Annotated in this window: 16 protein-coding genes; 5 read left to right on the top strand and 11 right to left on the bottom strand. The window is 65.9% G+C overall.

Going from position 1 to position 18,829, the window contains the following annotated elements; genetic code table 11:
* Window positions 1–10: 10 nt before the first annotated feature.
* The 8 genes from B0E41_RS10165 to B0E41_RS10130 all read right to left on the bottom strand — a co-directional run bounded on the left by B0E41_RS10165 (window position 11) and on the right by B0E41_RS10130 (window position 9,405).
* Window positions 11–448: a DUF2147 domain-containing protein gene (locus B0E41_RS10165; RefSeq protein ID WP_077330977.1), complete on the bottom strand. Its 438-nt coding sequence runs from the start codon at window positions 446–448 to the stop codon at window positions 11–13.
* Window positions 449–479: 31 nt separating this feature from the next.
* A complete protein-coding gene (locus tag B0E41_RS10160; RefSeq protein WP_077330976.1) occupies window positions 480–2,276 on the bottom strand; it encodes an acyl-CoA dehydrogenase C-terminal domain-containing protein in 1,797 nt (598 codons plus the stop codon).
* A gap of 38 nt (window positions 2,277–2,314) precedes the next feature.
* On the bottom strand, window positions 2,315–3,013 hold the full coding sequence (locus B0E41_RS10155; RefSeq protein ID WP_077330975.1) for a TetR/AcrR family transcriptional regulator: 699 nt from the start codon (window positions 3,011–3,013) through the stop codon (window positions 2,315–2,317).
* A 318-nt stretch (window positions 3,014–3,331) separates the two neighbouring features.
* Window positions 3,332–3,985: a nucleoid occlusion factor SlmA gene (slmA, locus tag B0E41_RS10150; RefSeq protein ID WP_253194766.1), complete on the bottom strand. Its 654-nt coding sequence runs from the start codon at window positions 3,983–3,985 to the stop codon at window positions 3,332–3,334.
* Between the two features lie 80 nt (window positions 3,986–4,065).
* Window positions 4,066–5,595 (bottom strand): ATP-binding protein, encoded by a 1,530-nt coding sequence (locus B0E41_RS10145; RefSeq protein ID WP_077330973.1) that lies wholly within the window; start codon window positions 5,593–5,595, stop codon window positions 4,066–4,068.
* Window positions 5,579–6,271, bottom strand: a complete 693-nt coding sequence (locus tag B0E41_RS10140) for a response regulator transcription factor (RefSeq protein ID WP_077330972.1) — start codon at window positions 6,269–6,271, stop codon at window positions 5,579–5,581. The genes B0E41_RS10145 and B0E41_RS10140 overlap by 17 nt, the downstream gene beginning before the upstream one ends.
* A gap of 126 nt (window positions 6,272–6,397) precedes the next feature.
* Window positions 6,398–7,306 (bottom strand): acetylglutamate kinase, encoded by a 909-nt coding sequence (gene argB / locus B0E41_RS10135; RefSeq protein WP_077330971.1) that lies wholly within the window; start codon window positions 7,304–7,306, stop codon window positions 6,398–6,400.
* Window positions 7,307–7,419: 113 nt separating this feature from the next.
* Window positions 7,420–9,405 (bottom strand): SDR family oxidoreductase, encoded by a 1,986-nt coding sequence (locus tag B0E41_RS10130; protein WP_077330970.1) that lies wholly within the window; start codon window positions 9,403–9,405, stop codon window positions 7,420–7,422.
* 216 nt (window positions 9,406–9,621) lie between these two features.
* On the opposite strand from B0E41_RS10130, the gene B0E41_RS10125 reads away from it, so the two are divergent.
* The 4 genes from B0E41_RS10125 to B0E41_RS10110 all read left to right on the top strand — a co-directional run bounded on the left by B0E41_RS10125 (window position 9,622) and on the right by B0E41_RS10110 (window position 12,965).
* Window positions 9,622–10,149 (top strand): phasin family protein, encoded by a 528-nt coding sequence (locus tag B0E41_RS10125; RefSeq protein ID WP_077330969.1) that lies wholly within the window; start codon window positions 9,622–9,624, stop codon window positions 10,147–10,149.
* A 123-nt stretch (window positions 10,150–10,272) separates the two neighbouring features.
* On the top strand, window positions 10,273–11,502 hold the full coding sequence (locus B0E41_RS10120; protein WP_077330968.1) for a patatin-like phospholipase family protein: 1,230 nt from the start codon (window positions 10,273–10,275) through the stop codon (window positions 11,500–11,502).
* A 10-nt stretch (window positions 11,503–11,512) separates the two neighbouring features.
* Entirely contained in the window at window positions 11,513–12,172 is a 660-nt protein-coding gene (locus tag B0E41_RS10115) for a TetR/AcrR family transcriptional regulator (protein WP_077330967.1), read from the top strand.
* A 19-nt stretch (window positions 12,173–12,191) separates the two neighbouring features.
* Window positions 12,192–12,965 carry a hypothetical protein gene (locus B0E41_RS10110; RefSeq protein ID WP_077330966.1) on the top strand — a complete coding sequence of 258 codons (774 nt, stop codon included), beginning with the start codon at window positions 12,192–12,194 and terminating at the stop codon, window positions 12,963–12,965.
* Between the two features lie 30 nt (window positions 12,966–12,995).
* Here the strand turns inward: B0E41_RS10110 and B0E41_RS10105 are convergent, their stop codons facing one another.
* From B0E41_RS10105 to B0E41_RS10095, 3 genes are all read right to left on the bottom strand, one after another.
* Window positions 12,996–14,111 (bottom strand): M14 family metallopeptidase, encoded by a 1,116-nt coding sequence (locus B0E41_RS10105; RefSeq protein ID WP_077330965.1) that lies wholly within the window; start codon window positions 14,109–14,111, stop codon window positions 12,996–12,998.
* Window positions 14,108–15,325 (bottom strand): M20 aminoacylase family protein, encoded by a 1,218-nt coding sequence (locus B0E41_RS10100; RefSeq protein WP_077330964.1) that lies wholly within the window; start codon window positions 15,323–15,325, stop codon window positions 14,108–14,110. Before B0E41_RS10100 ends, B0E41_RS10105 begins: the two co-directional genes overlap by 4 nt.
* 115 nt (window positions 15,326–15,440) lie before the next feature.
* Entirely contained in the window at window positions 15,441–16,592 is a 1,152-nt protein-coding gene (locus B0E41_RS10095; RefSeq protein ID WP_171984725.1) for an ABC transporter substrate-binding protein, read from the bottom strand.
* Window positions 16,593–16,734: 142 nt separating this feature from the next.
* Between B0E41_RS10095 and B0E41_RS10090 the strand changes: the two genes are divergently transcribed.
* A complete protein-coding gene (locus B0E41_RS10090) occupies window positions 16,735–18,768 on the top strand; it encodes a molybdopterin oxidoreductase family protein (protein WP_077330993.1) in 2,034 nt (677 codons plus the stop codon).
* Window positions 18,769–18,829: the final 61 nt, after the last annotated feature.

The raw sequence follows: 18,829 nt of genomic DNA, 5'->3' as shown, positions 1-18,829 counted from the left end.
AGGCTCGCGGTCACTCGACTCGCAACCAGACCTGGGTTCGGTAGAACGGGCCGATGTAGCCACGCATCTCCAGCTTCTTGCCGTCGTCGACCGGCTTGAGGCGCGAGCGGTAGACCTTGCCGTTGTTCGGGTCGACGATGTCGCCACCGTCGTACACGGTCTTGTCGTCGGCGCTCTGCTTGAGGTTGCGCAGGATGGTCATGCCCAGCACGGGCTTGTCCTTGCGCTCGTCGGTGCACTTGTCGCACACCGCGTCTTGCTTGCTGGTGGGGTCGAGCAGCTTCTCGATGGTGCCGCTGTAGACGCCGTTGGTTTCCTTGATGCGCACCAGCGACTTCTCCTTCTTGGTGTCGTCGTCGATGGTCTTCCACAGACCCACGGGCGACATCTGCGCAAAGGCGGACACGGCGGCGAGGCTCAGCAGGGCGGCAAAGGCGGTCTTCTTCATGTCTGTCTCCGGTGGGTGGTGGAGCGGGTGATCAGGCCAGCGCTGCGTCGGTGTCCATCAACACCTTGCTGCCGGTGCGCGCCGTGCGCATCAGCGTCGCGGTCTCGGGGAACAGCTTGGCGAAATAGAAACGTGCGGTCTGCAGCTTGGCCACGTAGAACGGGTCGGTGTTGCCGGCCGCGATCTCGCGCAGCGCCACCTGCGCCATGCGGGCCCAGAAGTAGCCGAACACCAGATGCCCGGCCACGCGCAGGTAGTCCACCGCGGCAGCGCCCACTTCGTCGGCGTTCTGCAGGCCCTTGAAGCCGATCTCGGTGGTGAACTTGGTGATCTGCTCACCGAGCACCGCCAGCGGGTTGATGAACTCGGCCATCTTCTCGTTGACGCCCTCTTCCATCACCAGCGCGCCCACCAGCCTGCCGAACTTCTTCAGCGTGGCGCCGTTGTTGCCCAGCACCTTGCGGCCCAACAGGTCCAGGCTCTGGATGGTGTTGGTGCCTTCGTAGATCATGTTGATGCGGGCATCGCGCACGAACTGCTCCATGCCCCATTCCTTGATGTAGCCGTGGCCACCGAAGACCTGCTGGCACATGGTGGCGGCGTTGTAGCCGTTGTCGGTCAGGAAGGCCTTGGTGATGGGCGTGAGCAGCGAGAGCATCTCGTCGCTGTCCTTGCGCACTTTTTCGTCCGGGTGGTTGTGCGCTTTTTCCAGCAGCACCGAGCTGTAGATGGCCAGTGCGCGGCCGCCTTCGGCGTAGGCCTTGGCGGTGAGCAGCATGCGGCGCACGTCGGGGTGCACGATGATCGGATCGGCCGGTTTGTCCTTGGCCTTGGGGCCGGTCAGGCTGCGCATCTGGATGCGGTCCTTGGCGTAGGCCAGGGCGTTCTGGTAGGCCACTTCGGTCAGGCCGAGAGACTGGTTGCCCACGCCCAGGCGCGCGGCGTTCATCATGACGAACATGGCCTGCATGCCCTTGTTGGGCTGGCCCACGATGGTGCCGATGGCGCCGTCGATCACGATCTGCGCCGTGGCGTTGCCGTGGATGCCCATCTTGTGCTCCAGGCCACCGCAGTAGATGCCGTTGCGCTCGCCGAGCGACCCGTCGGCGTTGACGTGGTACTTCGGCACGATGAACAGGCTCACGCCCTTGATGCCGGGAGGCGCGTCGGGCAGGCGGGCCAGCACCAGGTGGATGATGTTGTCGGCCATGTCGTGTTCACCGGCGCTGATGAAAATCTTGTTGCCGGTGATCTTGTAGCTGCCGTCGGCCAGCGGCTCGGCCTTGGTGCGCATCAGGCCCAGGTCGGTGCCGCAGTGCGGTTCGGTCAGGCACATGGTGCCGGTCCACTCGCCGCTGGTCATCTTGGGCAGGTAGGCGTCTTTCTGCGCATCGGTGCCGTAGGTGTGCAGCGCGGCGTAGGCGCCGTGCGTGAGCCCGGGGTACATGGTCCAGGCCTGGTTGGCCGAGTTCATCATCTCGTACAGACACTGGTTCACCACCAGTGGCAGGCCCTGGCCGCCGTAGGCCGGATCACAACTCAGCGCGGCCCAGCCACCTTCCACGTAGGTCTTGTAGGCCGCCTTGAAACCGGTCGGCGTCTTGACCTCGTGGGTGGTCCTGTCAAGCGTGCAGCCTTCGGTGTCACCGCTGATGTTCAGAGGGAAGATCACCTGCGAGGCGAACTTGCCGGCCTCTTCGAGTACCGCGTTGATGGTGTCGGCGTCCATCTCGGCGTGTTGCGGCATGGACTGCAGATCGGCGGTCACATTCAGCACTTCGTGCATCACAAACTGCATGTCACGCAGGGGCGGGTTGTAAACGGGCATGGGGAACTCCTGTGGGGTTTGTGAAAAGAGGGGAACGTTCAGGCCTTGGATGCGGCCGTCTTTCGCGGGCGCGCCGCGGGGGGCGAGGCAGGCACCGCGCTGAAGCGGGTGACGATGCCCTCGAACGCCGCGAGGGCGCGCTGGAGCGAATTGGGGCTTCGCAGGAAGCGCGCCTCATAGTGCAAGGCCAGGATCTGGGCGTGGATTTCGAAGCCCATCTGCGCGGCATCGGTGTCGGCGCGCAAGTGCCCTTCTTCCACAGCGATCTCGATGGCGCGGCGCATGGCAGTGAGCCAGGTGTTGACCGAGCTGGCCAGCGCGTCACGCACCGGGCCGGGCCGGTCGTCGAACTCGACCGCGCCACTGATGTAGATGCAGCCCGAATCGATTTCGACCGAGGTGCGTTTCATCCAGTTGTCGAACAGCGCACGCAAGCGCGGCAACCCGCGCGGGGTGTGGATGGCGGGATAGAACACCTCTTCCTCGAAGCGCGCGTGGTACTCGCGCACCACCGAAATCTGCAGTTCTTCGCGCGAGCCGAAATGAGCGAACACGCCCGACTTGCTCATCTGCATGACCTCGGCCAGCGCGCCGATGGACAGGCCCTCCAGGCCGATCTGCGTGGCCAGACCGAGCGCGGCATCGACGATGGCGGCCTTGGTCTGCTGGCCCTTCTGCAAGGGTCGGACCTCGGCGGGTTCGCTGCGAGAGCGCTTGACGGTGGAGGTGATGCTCATGCGAGGTGGCGGTGCGTTGAAAAAACAAACCGCTCGCAAATCGAACGGTCGTGCTATTTTTACCGCAAAACGCGCCACCCGTGCGATCAGCACGCCACGGGCATCGAAATTGTTTAGGTGCCAGGCCCTAAAAGGTCCGGAGAAGAACGGTCTGGCGCGGGTAAACCCGCACGCGTCAGCGTCATCTCTGTCTTGCTTGAAGCGGAGCCATCTCAACACGCGAGGTGGTCAGCCCAGGGCACCGCCGGGCCGGCTTTGCCGGACGGCCAGTGCCGCCCCCTAGAGGGGGTCGCGCAAAGCGCGGCGGGGGTGCCTCGTCTACAACCGGCCTTCGGGCAACAGCAGGGCCAGGCTGTGCTCCAGGCTTTCGCTGGGCAAGCGCTTGAAGCCGCTGCGCGCAAAACGCTGCAAGCGCCCCACGCAAAACGCGGTGATCACGGACGCGTCGGCCTGTGCATCGACCGTGGGCGTGGAGGTGCCCACCAGCACGGCCGCTTCGCGCAAGTTCTGGCGCAGGGCCGATTCGATCTTGTCGAAGAACAGGTTCATGCGCTGCTGCAGCCGCTCGTTTTCAAACACCAGCGCGTCGCCCACCATGACCCGCGCCATGCCGGGGTTCTTCTCGCCAAATTGCAGGAGCAGGCTGACCAGCTTGCGCGAACGCAGGACAGCATCGGGTTCGCGGTCACCGAGTTGGTTGATCAGCCCGAACACGGTGTGTTCGATGAATTCGATCAGACCCTCGAACATCTGGGCCTTGCTGGCGAAGTGGCGGTAAAGGGCGGCTTCACTCACATCGAGTTTGGCGGCCAGCGCGGCCGTCGTGATGCGCTCGGCGCCGGGTTGTTCCAGCATGGTCGCCAGCGCCTGCAGGATTTGCACCTTGCGCTCACCCGGCTTGGGCCGTTTGCGCCCGTTGCCTTCGCTGCTGTCGGCGGCATCGGGTGCGGCATCGGAAGCGGCTGCGGCCATGGGCAGAGGGGCGCTGGAGGTCATGGGCGAAGGGTCCGTTGGTTTTCGTCGGTCGGGCGAGAGTCCCTGCCCGTGGTGTGTCATCCCTCTTTTGATTCTCGCACAGGCCCGTCAGCGCTCCGCCCGCGCTGAGGTCCATGCGCGACAGTGGCGAGCGGTGGTGTCACCGCATCAAAGGCCACCCGCACCCGCAGGCCGTGCCCCATGGCGCCCACCGCCAACTGAAGCTGCGTGCGGTGCGCGCGAGCGATCTCGTCGGCAATGGCCAGGCCCAGGCCGTTGCCCTCGGTCTGCGTACCGGGCAGGCGGTAGAAGCGTTGCAGCACACGCGTTTGCTCGTCGCAGGCGATGCCCGGGCCATCGTCTTCGACCTCCATCCAGGCACGCCACCCAGCCGGCGTTTCTTCCAGCCCGCAACGCAGGGTGATGCGCCCGCCGGGCGGGGTGTACTTCACCGCGTTGTCGACGATGTTGATCAGCAGCTCGCGCAACAGCCAGGCATGGCCACGCGTCTGGGCCGGTGCACTCTCGATGCCCAGGTCCATCTGCTTGCTGGTCGCCGCATCGAGGTACAACGCCAGGATGTTCTCGCACAGTTCACGAAGGTCCACCTGCTCCATCGGCTGGGCGTCGGCGCTCACGCTGTCGGCGCGCGAGAGTGCCAGCAACTGGTTGGCCAACTGCGAGGTCCTGCGGGTGGCGTCCCGCATGCGCTGCACCTGATCCACGCGCAGGCTCAGCATGTCGCCCGCGCCCATGGAGCGGGCCGCCTGAGCCCAGGCTTCCACCTGAGCCTGCAGACCGGCCAGCGGTGTGCGCAGCTGGTGCGCGGCGTCGGCGACAAAACGCCGCTGTGCCTGCGTCTGGTCGTTCACCAGCGAGAACAGGCGGTTGAGCGACGCCACCAGCGGTCGCACTTCGGCGGGCGCACTCTCTGCGTCGATGGGACTCAGGTCGCGAGGCGAACGGTGTTCCACCGCGTCCTTCAGATCGATCAGCGGCCGCAGCGCACGGGCCACGGCCCAGGTCACGGCCGCAGCCGCCACCAGCAGGAGCAGCAGGTTGGGCAGCAGCACCCGCAGCAGCACCGTCTCGAGCCAGTTCTGCCGGGCATCCGATCCATCGGCCAGCATCACGATCAACTCACCGGCCGCGGTGTCGTTGCGCTGCGCCACCACGCGGTAGGTGACACCACCTTCCACCACACTGAGAAACTCGGCGTCGCCGGTCGAAGGCAGCACCGTCGGCAGCCAGGCGTCTCCGAGCAACAAGCGGCCGCTGGCGTCCATCAAACCGTAGGCGGCAAAGCCTTCCCGCTCTTTGAGAAACTCCTCCACCGGCGGCGCCAGGAGCAGCGCGAGTCCCAGCTCTGTGCCCAGCGCGCGGGAATCTGAACCGTCCTGGCTCACCACCACCGAATCGGCCAGCAACGGCACCAGGTGCAACAGCTGCTGGTCCTGCTGCAAGGCCGCGGTACCGGCGCTCTGGTAGTGGAAAAACACGCTGACCATGCCCACCATGCCCAGCGGGAGAAACAGCATGACCAGCAGGCGGCGCTGCAGGCCCCAGATCAGGCCATCCGAGGCTGCGCGTTCAGCCTGGGGGCGCATGGTCGGCCGGCGCCATCAGTTCCAGGCGGTAGCCAAACCCGCGGATGGAGCGCAGAGCCACACCCGCCGGTTCGAGCTTGGCCCGCAGGCGCGAGACATAGACCTCGATCGCGTTGGGCGTGATCTCCTTGTCCCAACCCGTCAGAGCGGCCAGCAGCTTGTCTTTGGCGGCCGGCTTGGGCGCCTGGAGCAGCAGGTATTCGAGCACAGTCCACTCGCGCGGGCCCAGCTCCATCGGTTGCCCGGCGAGGCTCGCGCGCCGCAGCGCGGTGTCCATCTCCAGCGGCCCCAGCCCGAGCACCGCCGAGGTCGCGGCCTGCGAGCGGCGCAGCAAGGCGCGCAGGCGGGCGAGCAGCTCTGGCAGCTCGAAGGGTTTAAGCATGTAGTCGTCGGCGCCGAGATCGAGACCCTGCACGCGGTCGTGCAGCGCGTCGCGCGCGGTCAGGATCAGCACCGGCATGGTGATCCCGCGCCCGCGCAAACGCTGCGTGAGCTCGAGGCCGTTGAGCCCGGGAAGCCCGATGTCCACGATCGCCAGATCAAAACTGTCGCGCTCCAGCGCCTGCTCGGCCCGCTCACCGCTGCCCACCCAGTCCACGGTGTAGCCGGCGTCGGTGAGCCCCAGCTTCATGCCGCTGGCGACCATCACATCGTCTTCGACCAGCAAAAGTCTCATGTCATAGCCAATGAAAACTCAGTTCAGCCGCGCGAACCAACGGCCAGGATGCCGTGGAACCGGCTTTGCCGGGCCACTGGCATCGCCTCCCTGGGGGGTGACGCCGAAGGCGGCGCAGGGGGTGCTTCATGACTTGATCATGGTGCCGAAGGGCTGGTCCCCCAGCACCTCCAGCAGCAAAGCGTGCGGCACGCGGCCGTCGATGATGTGCACCGCGTTCACGCCGCTTTTGGCGGCGTCCAGCGCGCCCGCGATCTTGGGGATCATGCCGCCACTGATCGTGCCGTCCTCCACGAGTTCGTCGATGCGACGCGGTGTCAACTCGGTCATCAGCTTGCCATCCTTGTCCAGCACACCACGGATGTTGGTGAGCATCAGCAATTTCTCGGCCTGCAGCACAGTCGCCAGCTTGGCGGCCACCACGTCGGCGTTGATGTTGTAGCTCTCGTTCTTCTCGCCAAAGCCGATGGGGCTGACCACGGGAATGAACTGGTCGTCCTGCAGTGCCTGGACCACGCTGGGATCGATGCTGACGATGTCGCCCACCTGGCCCACATCGTGTTCCAGACCCGGGTCTTTCTGATCTGCCAGGCGCAGCTTCTGCGCGCGGATCATCGCGCCGTCGCGTCCGGTCAGGCCCACGGCCTTGCCGCCGGCGGCGTTGATCAAGCCCACGATGTCCTGCTGCACCTCACCGCCCAGCACCCACTCGACCACCTCCATGGTTTCGGCGTCGGTCACGCGCATGCCCTGGATGAACTGACCCTTCTTGCCCAGGCGCTGCAACAGCGTCTCGATCTGCGGGCCACCGCCGTGCACCACCACCGGGTTGATGCCCACCAGCTTCAGCAGCACCACGTCTTCGGCAAAGTCCTGCTGCAGGGCCGGGTCGGTCATGGCGTTGCCGCCGTACTTGATGACCATGGTCTTGCCGTGGTACTTGCGGATGTAGGGCAAGGCCTGGGCCAGGATCTCGGCTTTTTCGCGGGGCTGGATGTGAGAGAGGTCGATGGGGGTATGGTCAGGGCTGGTCATGGCGGATGGGCATGTGAAAAGAGAGGGCCGCCAAATTGTAGGTCGCGCCGCACCGCAGATCCGCCATTCAGAACACCGCGGACCCGGCTCCGCCGGTCCGTGGCCAAAGACACTCAGAAGTGAATGCCGCGCATCATCTGTTGCATGGCCACCGCCTCCGGCGACAGCTGAGGTTTCGCGCCCTTTTCGCCCTTCGCAGCCGACGAATCCGGGAACATGCGGAAGCTCGTGTTCATCACGATCTGCGCGATGCGCGGCACGAACGCGTGCAGCACCTGCCCCGTCACCCCCAGGCGCGTGGCGATGCGCACCGGCTTGAAGATGCAGGCCTGCGCGATCATGTCGGCCGCCTCTTCCGGCGCCAGCGTGGGCACGTTCTTGTAGATCTGCGTGGGCGCGATCATGGGTGTTCGCACCAGCGGCATGTTGATGGTGGTGAAGCTGATGCCTTGGTCGGCAAACTCGCTGGAGGCGCAACGGGTCCAGGCGTCCAACGCGGCCTTGCTGGCCACGTAGGCGCTGAAGCGCGGCGCGTTGGTCAACACACCGATGGAGCTGATGTTGACCACATGGCCCTTCTTCTTCGCCACCATACCGGGCAACAGGCCCATGGTCACGCGCAGGCAGCCGAAATAGTTGAGCTGCATGGTGCGTTCGTAATCGTGGAAGCGGTCGTAGCTGCCTTCGATGGCGCGGCGGATCGAGCGGCCCGCGTTGTTGATCAAAAAGTCCACGCCGCCGTGGTTGGCGACCAGCAGTTGCACGAAGCGGTCGGCGTCGGCCATGTCGGCGATGTCGGCCGGGTAGGCGATGAACTGGTAGCCCTTGTCTTTGGCTTCCTTGCAGGCCTCATCCAGCTTGTCCTGGTCGCGCCCGCAGATGATCGTGAGCGCGCCCGCCTCGGCGAACTTGTGCGCCGCCGCCAGGCCGATGCCCGAGCTGCCGCCCGTGACCAGCACCACCTTGCCGGCCACGGTGCCCTTGAGGCTGCGGTCGATGTGCAGGTCGGGGTCGAGGTGGCGCTCCCAGTAGTCCCACAGGCGCCAGGCGTAGTCCTTGAAATCGGGACACGCGATGCCGCTGCCCTTGAGCGCGGCCTGCGTCTCACGGCAGTCGAAGCGCGTGGGGTAGTTGACGAAGGTCATCATGTCCTCGGGCAAGCCGAGGTCTTGCATCACCGCGCGGTAGACGCGGCGCACCGGCGCCAGCGCCATCAGCCCTTTCTTCACGCTCTTGGGAATGAAGCCCATCAGCGCAGCATTGATGAACAGGTTCATCTTGGGCGCGTGTGCGGCCTTGCTCAGGATGTCCAGCACATCGCCCACGCGGTAGCCCATGGGGTCCACGAGGTGGAAGCATTTGCCGCTGGCGCGCTTCTGATGGCTGATGTGATCGAGAGAATCCACCACAAAATCCACCGGCACGATGTTGATGCGCCCGCCTTCCAGGCCGACGCTGGGCATCCATGGCGGCAGGATCTGGCGCATGCGCTGGATCAGCTTGAAGAAGTAGTAAGGCCCGTCGATCTTGTCCATCTCGCCGGTGCGGCTGTCGCCGACCACGGCCGCGGGCCGGTACACCGTCCATGGGCCCTTGCACTCCTGGCGCACGATTTTTTCGCTCTCGTGCTTGGTCATGAAGTACGGGTGATCGAGCCCCTCGGCCTCGTCAAACATGTCTTCGCGGAACACACCCTCGTAGAGACCGGCGGCGGCGATCGAGGACACGTGGTGGAAGTGCCCTGCGGCAATGGCCTTGGCGAACTCCACCGTGTTGCGTGTGCCGTCCACGTTGACGGCGATCTGGCTCTCGGCGTCGGCCTCCAGGTCGTACACGGCGGCCAGGTGATAGAAGTGGTCGATCTGCCCCTTGAGCGACTTCACGGCCTCGGCGCTCACCCCCAGTTTTTTGGTCGTGAGATCACCAAAGACCGGCACCGCGCGCGCTGCGCTCACACCCCAGTACTCGCGCAAGGCGGGCACTTTGGACTCGCTTTCCTGGCGCAACAAAAAGTGCACCACGGACCCTTTGCGCTCCAGCAGTTTCTTGACGAGGCGTTTGCCGATGAAGCCGGTGGCACCGGTGACGAAGTAATGCATGGCGGTTCTCCTGAGGTCGTTGATTTCGGGCACAGCCCGCCATTCTTCACCATGCCCGAGCCCCGTGGATTCAGCACAAACCCGTGGAAAAGCCTTCGGGATTTAGTTGCGACACCCTACACAGGCCCCAAGGCGCGCACGTACATTGACCCCGTTGCAGAACGGCTTGCCGCTCTGCCGAGCACACCCCCCGTCAACCTTCAACGGAGTTTCCCCATGGTCACCAAGACACAAAAATCCGGCACCGCCAAAGCCAGCACCGCCGCCTCCGGCTCCCCTCTGTCCGGCGCCATCAAGGACTCCGCGCAGCAGATCTGGCTGGCCGGCCTCGGCGCGTTTTCCAAGGCGCAGGAAGAAGGCGGCAAGGCGTTTGAATCGCTGGTCAAGGAAGGCCTGTCGATTCAGCGCAAGACCCAGGCCGTGGCCGAAGAGCGCATTTCGGAAGCCACCAACCGCATGAGCGGCATGGCCAACGAGATTTCGTCCAAGGCCGCCGGCCAGTGGGACAAGCTGGAGAACATCTTTGAAGACCGCGTCGCCAAAGCCCTGAACAAGCTGGGCGTGCCCTCGGCGCGCGACATTGACGCGCTGATTGAGCGCATCGATGCCCTGAACGCACTGGTGCAAAAACAGGGCATCAAGGCCACCGCCGTGCCCAAGGCACCCACGCGGAAGGCAGCGCCGGCCAAGGTCGAAGCGAAGCCAGTCGCCCGCAAAACCCCTGCCCGGGCCAAGAAGGCCTGAAACCGCTGACCGTGCACACCGTTTGCACGCAGCAACCGGGGCGCGAGGCGCCCCTTTTTTACGCCCCGTGTTTGTGCTGCGACGCAGCATGGCGTGCCACACGGCCGGTCTACACTCAATCGCATGACGTCCTCACGCAAAGCCCCCGCTGCCCGATCGAAGGACACCCGCCGCAACCGGCCGCGCATCGCGCTGGCCTTTGCCGGTGGCGGTCCGCTCGGCGCCATCTACGAAATCGGCGCGCTCTGTGCGTTGTCCGACGCCCTTCAGGGCCTGGACTTCAACGGCTGCGATCACTATGTGGGCGTGTCGGCTGGTGGCTTCATTGCGGCGGGCCTGGCCAACGGCATCACCCCGCGCCAGCTCTGCGAGGCCTTCATCGAAGACCGCCAGGACGACGACCACTTTGACCCGGCCTGCCTGATGAAGCCCGCGTGGAGCGAGCTGGGCGATCGGGCCAAGCGAATCCCGGGCCTGCTGGGTGGCGCGCTCTGGGCCTGGGCCGCACAAGGCAAAAGCCTCACCAACGCCTTCGAGCGCATGGGTGCTGCGCTGCCCACGGGCGTGCTCGACAACGAAGGCATTCACCTGCAAGTTCAGCGCCTCTTCGACAAACCCGGTCGCAGCAACGACTTCCGCCGCCTGCGCGCGCGCCTGACCCTGGTTGCGACCGAACTCGACACCGGCGAGGCCGCACCGTTTGGCCAACCGGGCTGGGACCATGTGCCGATCTCGCGTGCGATCCAGGCCAGCGCCGCCCTGCCCGGCCTGTTCCCGCCGGTGGAGATCGAAGGCAAACATTACGTGGATGGCGCGCTGAAGAAGACGGTGCACGCCACGGTGGCGCTGGATGAAGGCATTGACCTGCTGCTCTGCCTGAATCCGCTCGTGCCATTTCACGCCGACCCGCGCGCCAGCCACACGACCCGCATTCCGTCGCTGGTCGAGGGCGGCCTGCCAGCGGTGATGAGCCAGACCTTTCGCTCCATGATCCACTCCCGGCTGGCGCTGGGTTTCAAGCACTACGAACGCGCCTACCCCGACACCGACATCGTGCTGATCGAACCCGACCAAACCGACGCCGAGCTGTTCTTCGCCAACACCTTCAGCTACCGCCAGCGCCGCGAACTGGCCGAACACGCCTACCAGCAGACACGGCGGCTCTTGCGCCAGCGCGCTGCGGTGCTTGCGCCGCGCCTGCAGCGCCATGGCGTGACGCTGGACATGGACGTGATCCATGACCGCCAGCGCCACCTGCTCGCGCCGCCCCGACGGCGCCGCCCCGCCGCGCTGGACCGGCTGCATGCCACGCTCGACACCTTGCAACACCGGCTGCAGACGCAGCCCGCCTGAGAGCTGAGCCATGGTGAAAAAAGCCCCCCGCCGCACCGCCGAGCGCATCCTTGAGGTCTCGCTGGAGCTGTTCAACCGGTTCGGGGAACCCAATGTCTCCACCACCCTGATCTCGGCGGAGCTGGGCATCAGCCCGGGCAACCTGTACTACCACTACCCGGCCAAAGACGAGCTGATCAACTCGCTGTTCGAGCGCTACGAAAAGGCGCTGGGCGATCTGCTGCAGGCGAGCGACGGCGTGCGCAACGTGGAAGACGCCTGGTTCTTCCTGCACTCGCTGTTCGAGATCGTCTGGGAATACCGCTTTCTGTACCGCGACCTCAACGACCTGCTGTCGAAAAATCGCCTGCTCGAAACCCGCTTTCAGGGCGTCCTGAAAAACAAGACCCGCGCCATCCGCAGCCTGCTCTCGGGCATGAGCCGCGCTGGCGCCATCGACCTCGATGCCCGCGAACTCGAACCCACGGCCAACTGCATGGTGGTGCTGCTCACCTACTGGCTGAGCTTCGAGTATGTGCGCGATCCGCGCCATGCGCTCGAACCCGACAACGCCCAGAAGGCCCTGCTGCGCGGCGCGCAGCATGTGCTCAACCTGCTGGCGCCCTACCTGGAGGCCGGCCAGCGTCAGCACTTGCTGCAGCTCACCGGTGCCTACCAGCAGCCGGCCTGAAGACCCAGGGACGCGCGCCATGCCTTCTTGGACACCTTGCCCGTACGCTGGCGTTTTTCAATACAACCGCGACAGCATCGTCGGGCATTGGGCCCACCTGCACGCCGGCGACGCCGAACCGTTGCCCACCGATGCGGCGCTGATGGACGCGTGGGTGCTGTACCACAACGGGGCGTTCGAAGCCGCTTCGCTCGCCGCGCTGGCGCTGGGCCCTTCAGGATTCACCCTGGCCAACAAGGCCGCCTGCATCCACGCCACGTATGTCGAACCGAGCGAGCCGGCCCGGCTTGAGCGCCTGCTGAGCGCCGCGGAACGCGCCCAACAACAGCAAGGCCTTGCGCCAGACCTCCCCGGCGCCTGGTACTGGCAAGGCTATGCACTGGGCCGCTACAGCCAGGGTGTGAGTGTGGCGAGGGCTTTGGCCAAAGGATTGGGTAGCACGGTACGGCGTGCCCTGGACACCACCATCAAGCTGGCACCGCACCACGCCGACGCGCACCTGGCGCTCGCCAGCTTTCACGCGGAAGTCATCGACAAGGTCGGCGAACTGATCGGCAACCTGGTGCATGGCGCGCGCAAGTGCGCGGCGCTGGAGCTGTATGAGAAAGCCCTGTTGCTCAATCCCAGGTCGGCGGTGACGATGCACGAGTTCGCGAACGGGTTGCTGATGCTGGAGGGCGAGCGGGGGCTGGAGCGGGCCACGCAACTGCGCGAGCAGGCCAACGCCTTCGAGCCGCTGGACGCGATGGAACAGCTCTACCTCACCGCGGCCAGAGCCGACCTCGACGGCTGAACAAATCGCACCCGGCGCCGATCCGCGTGATCACGCACTGACACTGCTGCGGCGGCGCAGACCGTCCACGGCCTGAAACATCGCCTGCCGGGCCTGCACCACGACCTGGGCGCGCCAATCGTCGGTGTCGACATAAAACGCATCTTTCATGCGCCGCTGAATCGCCGCGCGCAACCCGGCGGGGGCGTCGGGTTGCTGGTGCAGCCAGTGATCACCACGCAAGGCATTGAGCACATCCAGCAACGGCAAGGTGCCGTACTCCATGGCCACACCGGTGTACTCGGCCTGCGGGCATTCCTCGTACACAGCGCTCCACATGAGCCCTGTGAGTCTGGCCGAGTTGGATGTGCCGTCGTAGATCGAGGTCACCGGGGTCTGCCCGTCGCCCCCCCACCAGGCGCGCGCGCGCCGCATCGCTTCCACGTCATCGCGGCCGGCAAAGATGCGCTCGCCCAGACCGCTCGGGCCGAGGCCGGTGTGCAAATCGATCCATGCGATGTGCCGCGCTGACCGGGCGTGCTGGCGCAACACCTGCCGCAACATCAGATGGCTCCAGGTGGGCGCGATGCCGCCATAGAACAAGCCGTCCGGGTGGTGGTGTTGGCCCTGTGACACCGCCGCCTGGTAGCGACCGAGGCCATGCCGGCCGATGTAGTGGGCGATGCGGGCCTCGGTGTCCGCGTTGGGCGGCCACTCCTTGGGCACCAGTGCGCTGTGCAGCTCGTCATAGGCCGGGTTGACCGGCAACGGTCGGCTGAAATCGGGAAAGTTGCGGTTGAGGTCCACGTTCTCGTGGGTCACGCGGCGCAGGTGGGAAAAGCCGTGCGGGTTGAGCGCGTGGATGTAGAGCACCGCCACATCAGCGGCCTTGGCGTGCGCGCGCCATTCAGCGTCGTGCGCAGCAAACACCTGCACCCCCGAGCCACAAAACCCCTCCACACCGTGACAGGCGCTGCTGACGATCAGCAGGCACCCGGCATCGGTCGAACCGTCCAGCGCCGTGTCCATGGCCAGGGTTTCACCCTCGCGCCCGGTGAGCGGGTGCACGTGGCTCTGGATCGCCATGCCAGCGGTCGCGGCACCTTCGAGAAACTGAACGCGGGCGCGTGCATACGAGTGGGCAAAAGCCAGCTGTGGATTGATCATGCCGCTTGCCCCTCGCGTGCCCGTGCGAGCCACTTTTCGGCCAGCCGCACCCAGTAGGTCGCGCCCAGTGGGATCAGGTCGTCATTGAAGTCGTAGCTCGGGTTGTGCAACATGCAGGGGCCACCGCCGTGCCCCATCTCGCGGTGCGCGCCGTCGCCATTGGCGATGAAGGCATAACAGCCCGGGCGGGCCTGCAGCATGTAGGCAAAGTCTTCGGCACCCATGGTGGGCTCCTGCTCCAGCACGCGCTCGGACCCGACGATCTCGGCCATGACCTCGCGCGCGAACGCGGTTTCGGCGGCGTGGTTGATCGTGGGTGGGTAGTTGCGTTTGAACCGAAATTCGCAGGTGGCGCCGAAGGCCGCGCTGGTGTGTTCGGCGATCTCCTGCATGCGGCGCTCGATCATGTCGAGCACCTCGTAGGTGAAGGTGCGCACCGTACCCTGGATCTCGCAGCTGTCGGGAACCACGTTGGTCGCCTCGCCGGTGTGGATCATGGTGACCGAGATCACGCCGGCGTCCACCGGCTTCTTGTTGCGCGTGATGACGGTCTGGAAGGCCATCACCATCTGGCAGGCCACGGGCACCGGGTCGATGCCGTTGTGCGGCAGTGCGGCGTGCGAACCCTTGCCACGGATGACGATGTGAAACTCGTTGCTCGACGCCATCACGGGCCCCGCGCTGGCGGCGAAGCTGCCCACCGCCAGGCCCGGCCAGTTGTGCATGCCGAAAACCGCCTCGACCGGGAACTGCTCGAACAGACCATCCTTGATCATCTCTCGCGCGCCGCCGCCGCCCTCTTCGGCCGGCTGGAAGATCAGGTAGACCGTGCCGTCGAAGTTCCGGTGTTTCGCGAAGTGTTGTGCCGCGGCCAGCAGCATCGCCGTGTGGCCGTCGTGGCCGCAGGCGTGCATCTTGCCGGCGTGCTGGCTCTTGTGGGCGAAGTCGTTGTGCTCTTGCATGGGCAGGGCGTCCATGTCGGCGCGCAGGCCGATGGCTCGCCCGCAGGATCCACCGTCGCGGCCGTGCACGATGCCCACCACACCGGTGGTGCCCATGCCCCGGCGCACCGGAATGCCCCATTCGGTGAGCTTTTGTACCACCACGTCGGCGGTGCGCACCTCTTCAAAACAGAGCTCGGGGTGGGCGTGGATGTCGCGGCGCAGAGCCGCGATGCCGGCCGCCTGGGTGAGGATGGAATCGATGAGTTGCATAGGGGCCTCCGGGTGCCCGTGGCAGGGCGCCTTGTGTCAAGGGCCCATGGTAACCAAGACCCGCGCCCCTGAGTGGCAGCCAGCGACAACCCTTTTGGCCCGTCGGGCCAGGGCCTCAGCGCCGGATGCGGCCGTCCTCGGTCAACAAGGTGAGCTCCACGAAGCGCGATCCCGTGTGCTTCTGCGGACCGAAATCCACAGGGAACCCACCCAGGTTGACCGCCTGCATGCCGTGGATGGCATCAATGAAGGATTCCCGCGTGACACCCCGACCGGCCCGTTTGAGCGCCTCGACAAACACCTTCGCCGCCACATAGCCCTCGATGCCCGAGTAGTTGGGCGCCAGGCCGCGTTTGTCTTTGAGCTCCGCAAGGTACTCGCCCGACAGCTGCGTGGCCGGGGAATAGGGGAAGGGCATGACCTGGCTCACCGCCACCCCCTTGGCCATCGCGCCCAGCTCGTCCATCAAAGCCTGTGTACCGACGAAAGACACGTTGTAGAAGTTGCCGCCAAAGCCCTGCTGGCGCGCCAGCCGGATGAAGGTGGCGCAAGCCTTGTAGGAACCGACCTGGACAATCGCCTCGGGCTTGGCCGCCAGGATGTCTTTCAGCGCCTGTGCCACATCGGTGGTGTTGCGCTCCACCGAGCCCAACGAGGCGGTTTCCAGGTTCAGTGCCTTGAGCGCGTGCTGAACGCCTTCCAGACCGGCCTTGCCGTAAGCGTCGTTCTGGTAGAACACTGCCACCTTCTTGATGCCCGTGGAGGTGATCTGGCGCACGATGGCCGCTGTTTCGTCAAAGTAGGAGGCCCGAACGTGAATCGCATAGCGGTTGAAGGGCTCGCGCAGCGCCTGGGCGCCAGTGAACGGCGCGAAGAACGGCGTCTTGGCTTCGGTGGCCAGCGGCAGGGCCGCCAGGCTGGTGGCCGTTCCGACATAACCGAACAAGGCGAACACACCGTCCGCGATGAATTGTTTGGTGTTGGCCACGCAGCGCTCGGGCTCGTAGCCATCGTCGAGGCGTTGGAGCTCGATGCGCCGACCGTTGACGCCGCCCTTGGCATTGACCTGCTCAAAGTGAAGCTGGGCGCCCATATGAAACTGCAGGCCCAGTTGTGTCGACGGGCCAGTGAACGGCGCGGATTGGCCTAGCACGATGCGGGCATCGCTCCCTCCAGCGCTTTGGGCACGCGCCACAGCGCTCCACCCGCCGAGAACAGACCCACCCACCAACGAACCCACACTCGCAATCACCCGACGACGTTGCATACAGATTCTCCTGATATGCTTTTTTGATGCGTTCGGCCCGCTGCCCGCACCTCATCTGTGAGCAGCTGTAACCACAAGCCTTGAGCGTACTACAGCCCCTTCACCCTGCCCACACTTTCGGCGGTACCAAATGTCCCAAGTCATGCAAGAACGCACGGTGCGCGGCGCCTGTCCTCACGACTGCCCCGACACCTGCTCATTGGTCACCACCGTGATCGACACCAAGGCGGTGCGCGTGGCCGGCAACCCGGCCCACAGGCACACCGACGGTGCGCTGTGCACCAAGGTCTCGCGCTACACCGAACGGACCTACCACCCAGAGCGCATCCTCCACCCGCTCAGGCGCGTCGGACCCAAAGGCAGCGGCCAGTTCGAGCCCGTGGACTGGGACACAGCGCTCAGTGACATCGCCCGCCGCCTCAAAGACATTGCTGCCCGCGACCCGCAGGCCATCCAGCCCTACAGCTACGCCGGCACCATGGGCCTGGTGCAGGGCGAGGGCATGGCGGCGCGCTTCTTCCACCGCCTCGGCGCCGCGCACCTGGACCGCACCATCTGCGCGGCCGCGGGCGGCGAGGCCCTGGTGCAGACACTGGGCGGCAAGCTGGGCATGAAAGTCGAGTTCTTCGCCGAGGCGAAGCTGATCGTCATCTGGGGCAGCAACTCCATCGCGAGCAACCTGCACTTCTGGCGTCTCGCGCAACAGGCCAAGCGCGACGGCGCGCGGCTGGTGTGCATCGACCCGCGCCGCAGCGAAACCGCCGACAAATGCCACGAACACATCGCCCTGCGCCCCGGCACCGACGCAGTGCTGGCGCTGGCACTGATGCACGAACTCATCGCCAACGACTGGCTGGACCACGACTACATCGCGCAGCACACACTGGGTTGGGACGCCCTGCGCGAGCGCGCCCTGCAATGGCCGCCCGAGCGGGCCGCCGAGGTGTGCGGCGTGCCGGTGCAGCAGATCGTCGACCTCGCGCGCGCCTACGGCACAACGAAGCCCGCCGCCATCCGCCTGAACTACGGCATGCAGCGCGTGCGCGGCGGCGGCAACGCGGTGCGGGCCGTGGCCTGCCTGCCGGCGTTGGTGGGCGCGTGGCGGCACCGGGCGGGAGGCTTTTTGCTCTCGGCCTCGGGGCACTTCCCCGTGGACCGAGCCGCGCTGCACCGGCCCGACCTGCTGGCCGGGCGCACGCCGCGCACGGTCAACATGAGCACCATCGGCGACGACCTGCTGCGCGAGGCCTCGCCCGGGTTCGGGCCAAAGATCGAGGCGCTCATCGTCTACAACAGCAACCCGGTGGCGGTGGCACCCGAGTCGGGCCGGGTGGTGAAGGGCTTTGAGCGCGAAGACCTGTTCACCGTGGTGCTCGAACACTTCCAGACCGACACCGCCGATTACGCCGACTACATCCTGCCTGCCACCACGCAGCTGGAGCACTGGGACATCCACACCAGTTACGGTCACACCGACGTGCTGCTCAACCGCCCGGCCATCGCACCAGTGGGGCAGTCGCGCAGCAACACCGACATCTTCCGCGCGCTGGCCGCACGCATGGGTTTCGATGAACCGTGTTTCGCCGACGACGATGAGACCCTGTGCCGCACGGCGTTTGGCTCGGCGGTGAGTTTCGACCAGCTGCTGGAGCACGGCTTCGCCACCTTGCCGCTGCCTGAAGCGCCCTTCGCGCAAGGCGGCTTCGCCACGGCCTCGGGCCGCTGCGAATTCTTCAGCGCCGCGCTCGATGCGCAGGGTCAGGACGGCCTGCCCGACCACCTGCCCAACTTCGAGACGGCGGGCAGCGACCCGCGCCACCCACTGGCCATGATCTCGCCGCCCGCGCGCAACTTCCTCAACTCCAGCTTCGTCAACGTGACAAGCCTTCGCGACATCGAGGGCGAGCCGCTGCTGGAAATACACGCCACGGACGCCGAGGTGCGTGGCATCCACAGCGGCGACGTGGTGCGCATCTTCAACAGCCGGGGCGAGTACCGCTGCAAAGCCAAGGTGTCGGCGCGCGCTCGGCCCGGCGTGGTCAACGGCCTGGGCATCTGGTGGCGCAAGCTGGGGCTGGACGGCACCAACGTCAACCAGCTCACCAGCCAGCGGCTGACCGACATGGGCCGGGGCCCGGTGTTCTACGACTGTCTGGTCGAGGTGGAGAGGACATGACTCCCCCCTGCGCCGCTTCGCGGCTTCCCCCCAGGGGGACCACGCCCTTGGACCGGCAAAG

This window comes from Hydrogenophaga sp. A37 (genome assembly GCF_002001205.1).
GTDB lineage: Bacteria > Pseudomonadota > Gammaproteobacteria > Burkholderiales > Burkholderiaceae_C > Hydrogenophaga.
This window is presented reverse-complemented; position numbering and strand designations above follow the sequence as displayed.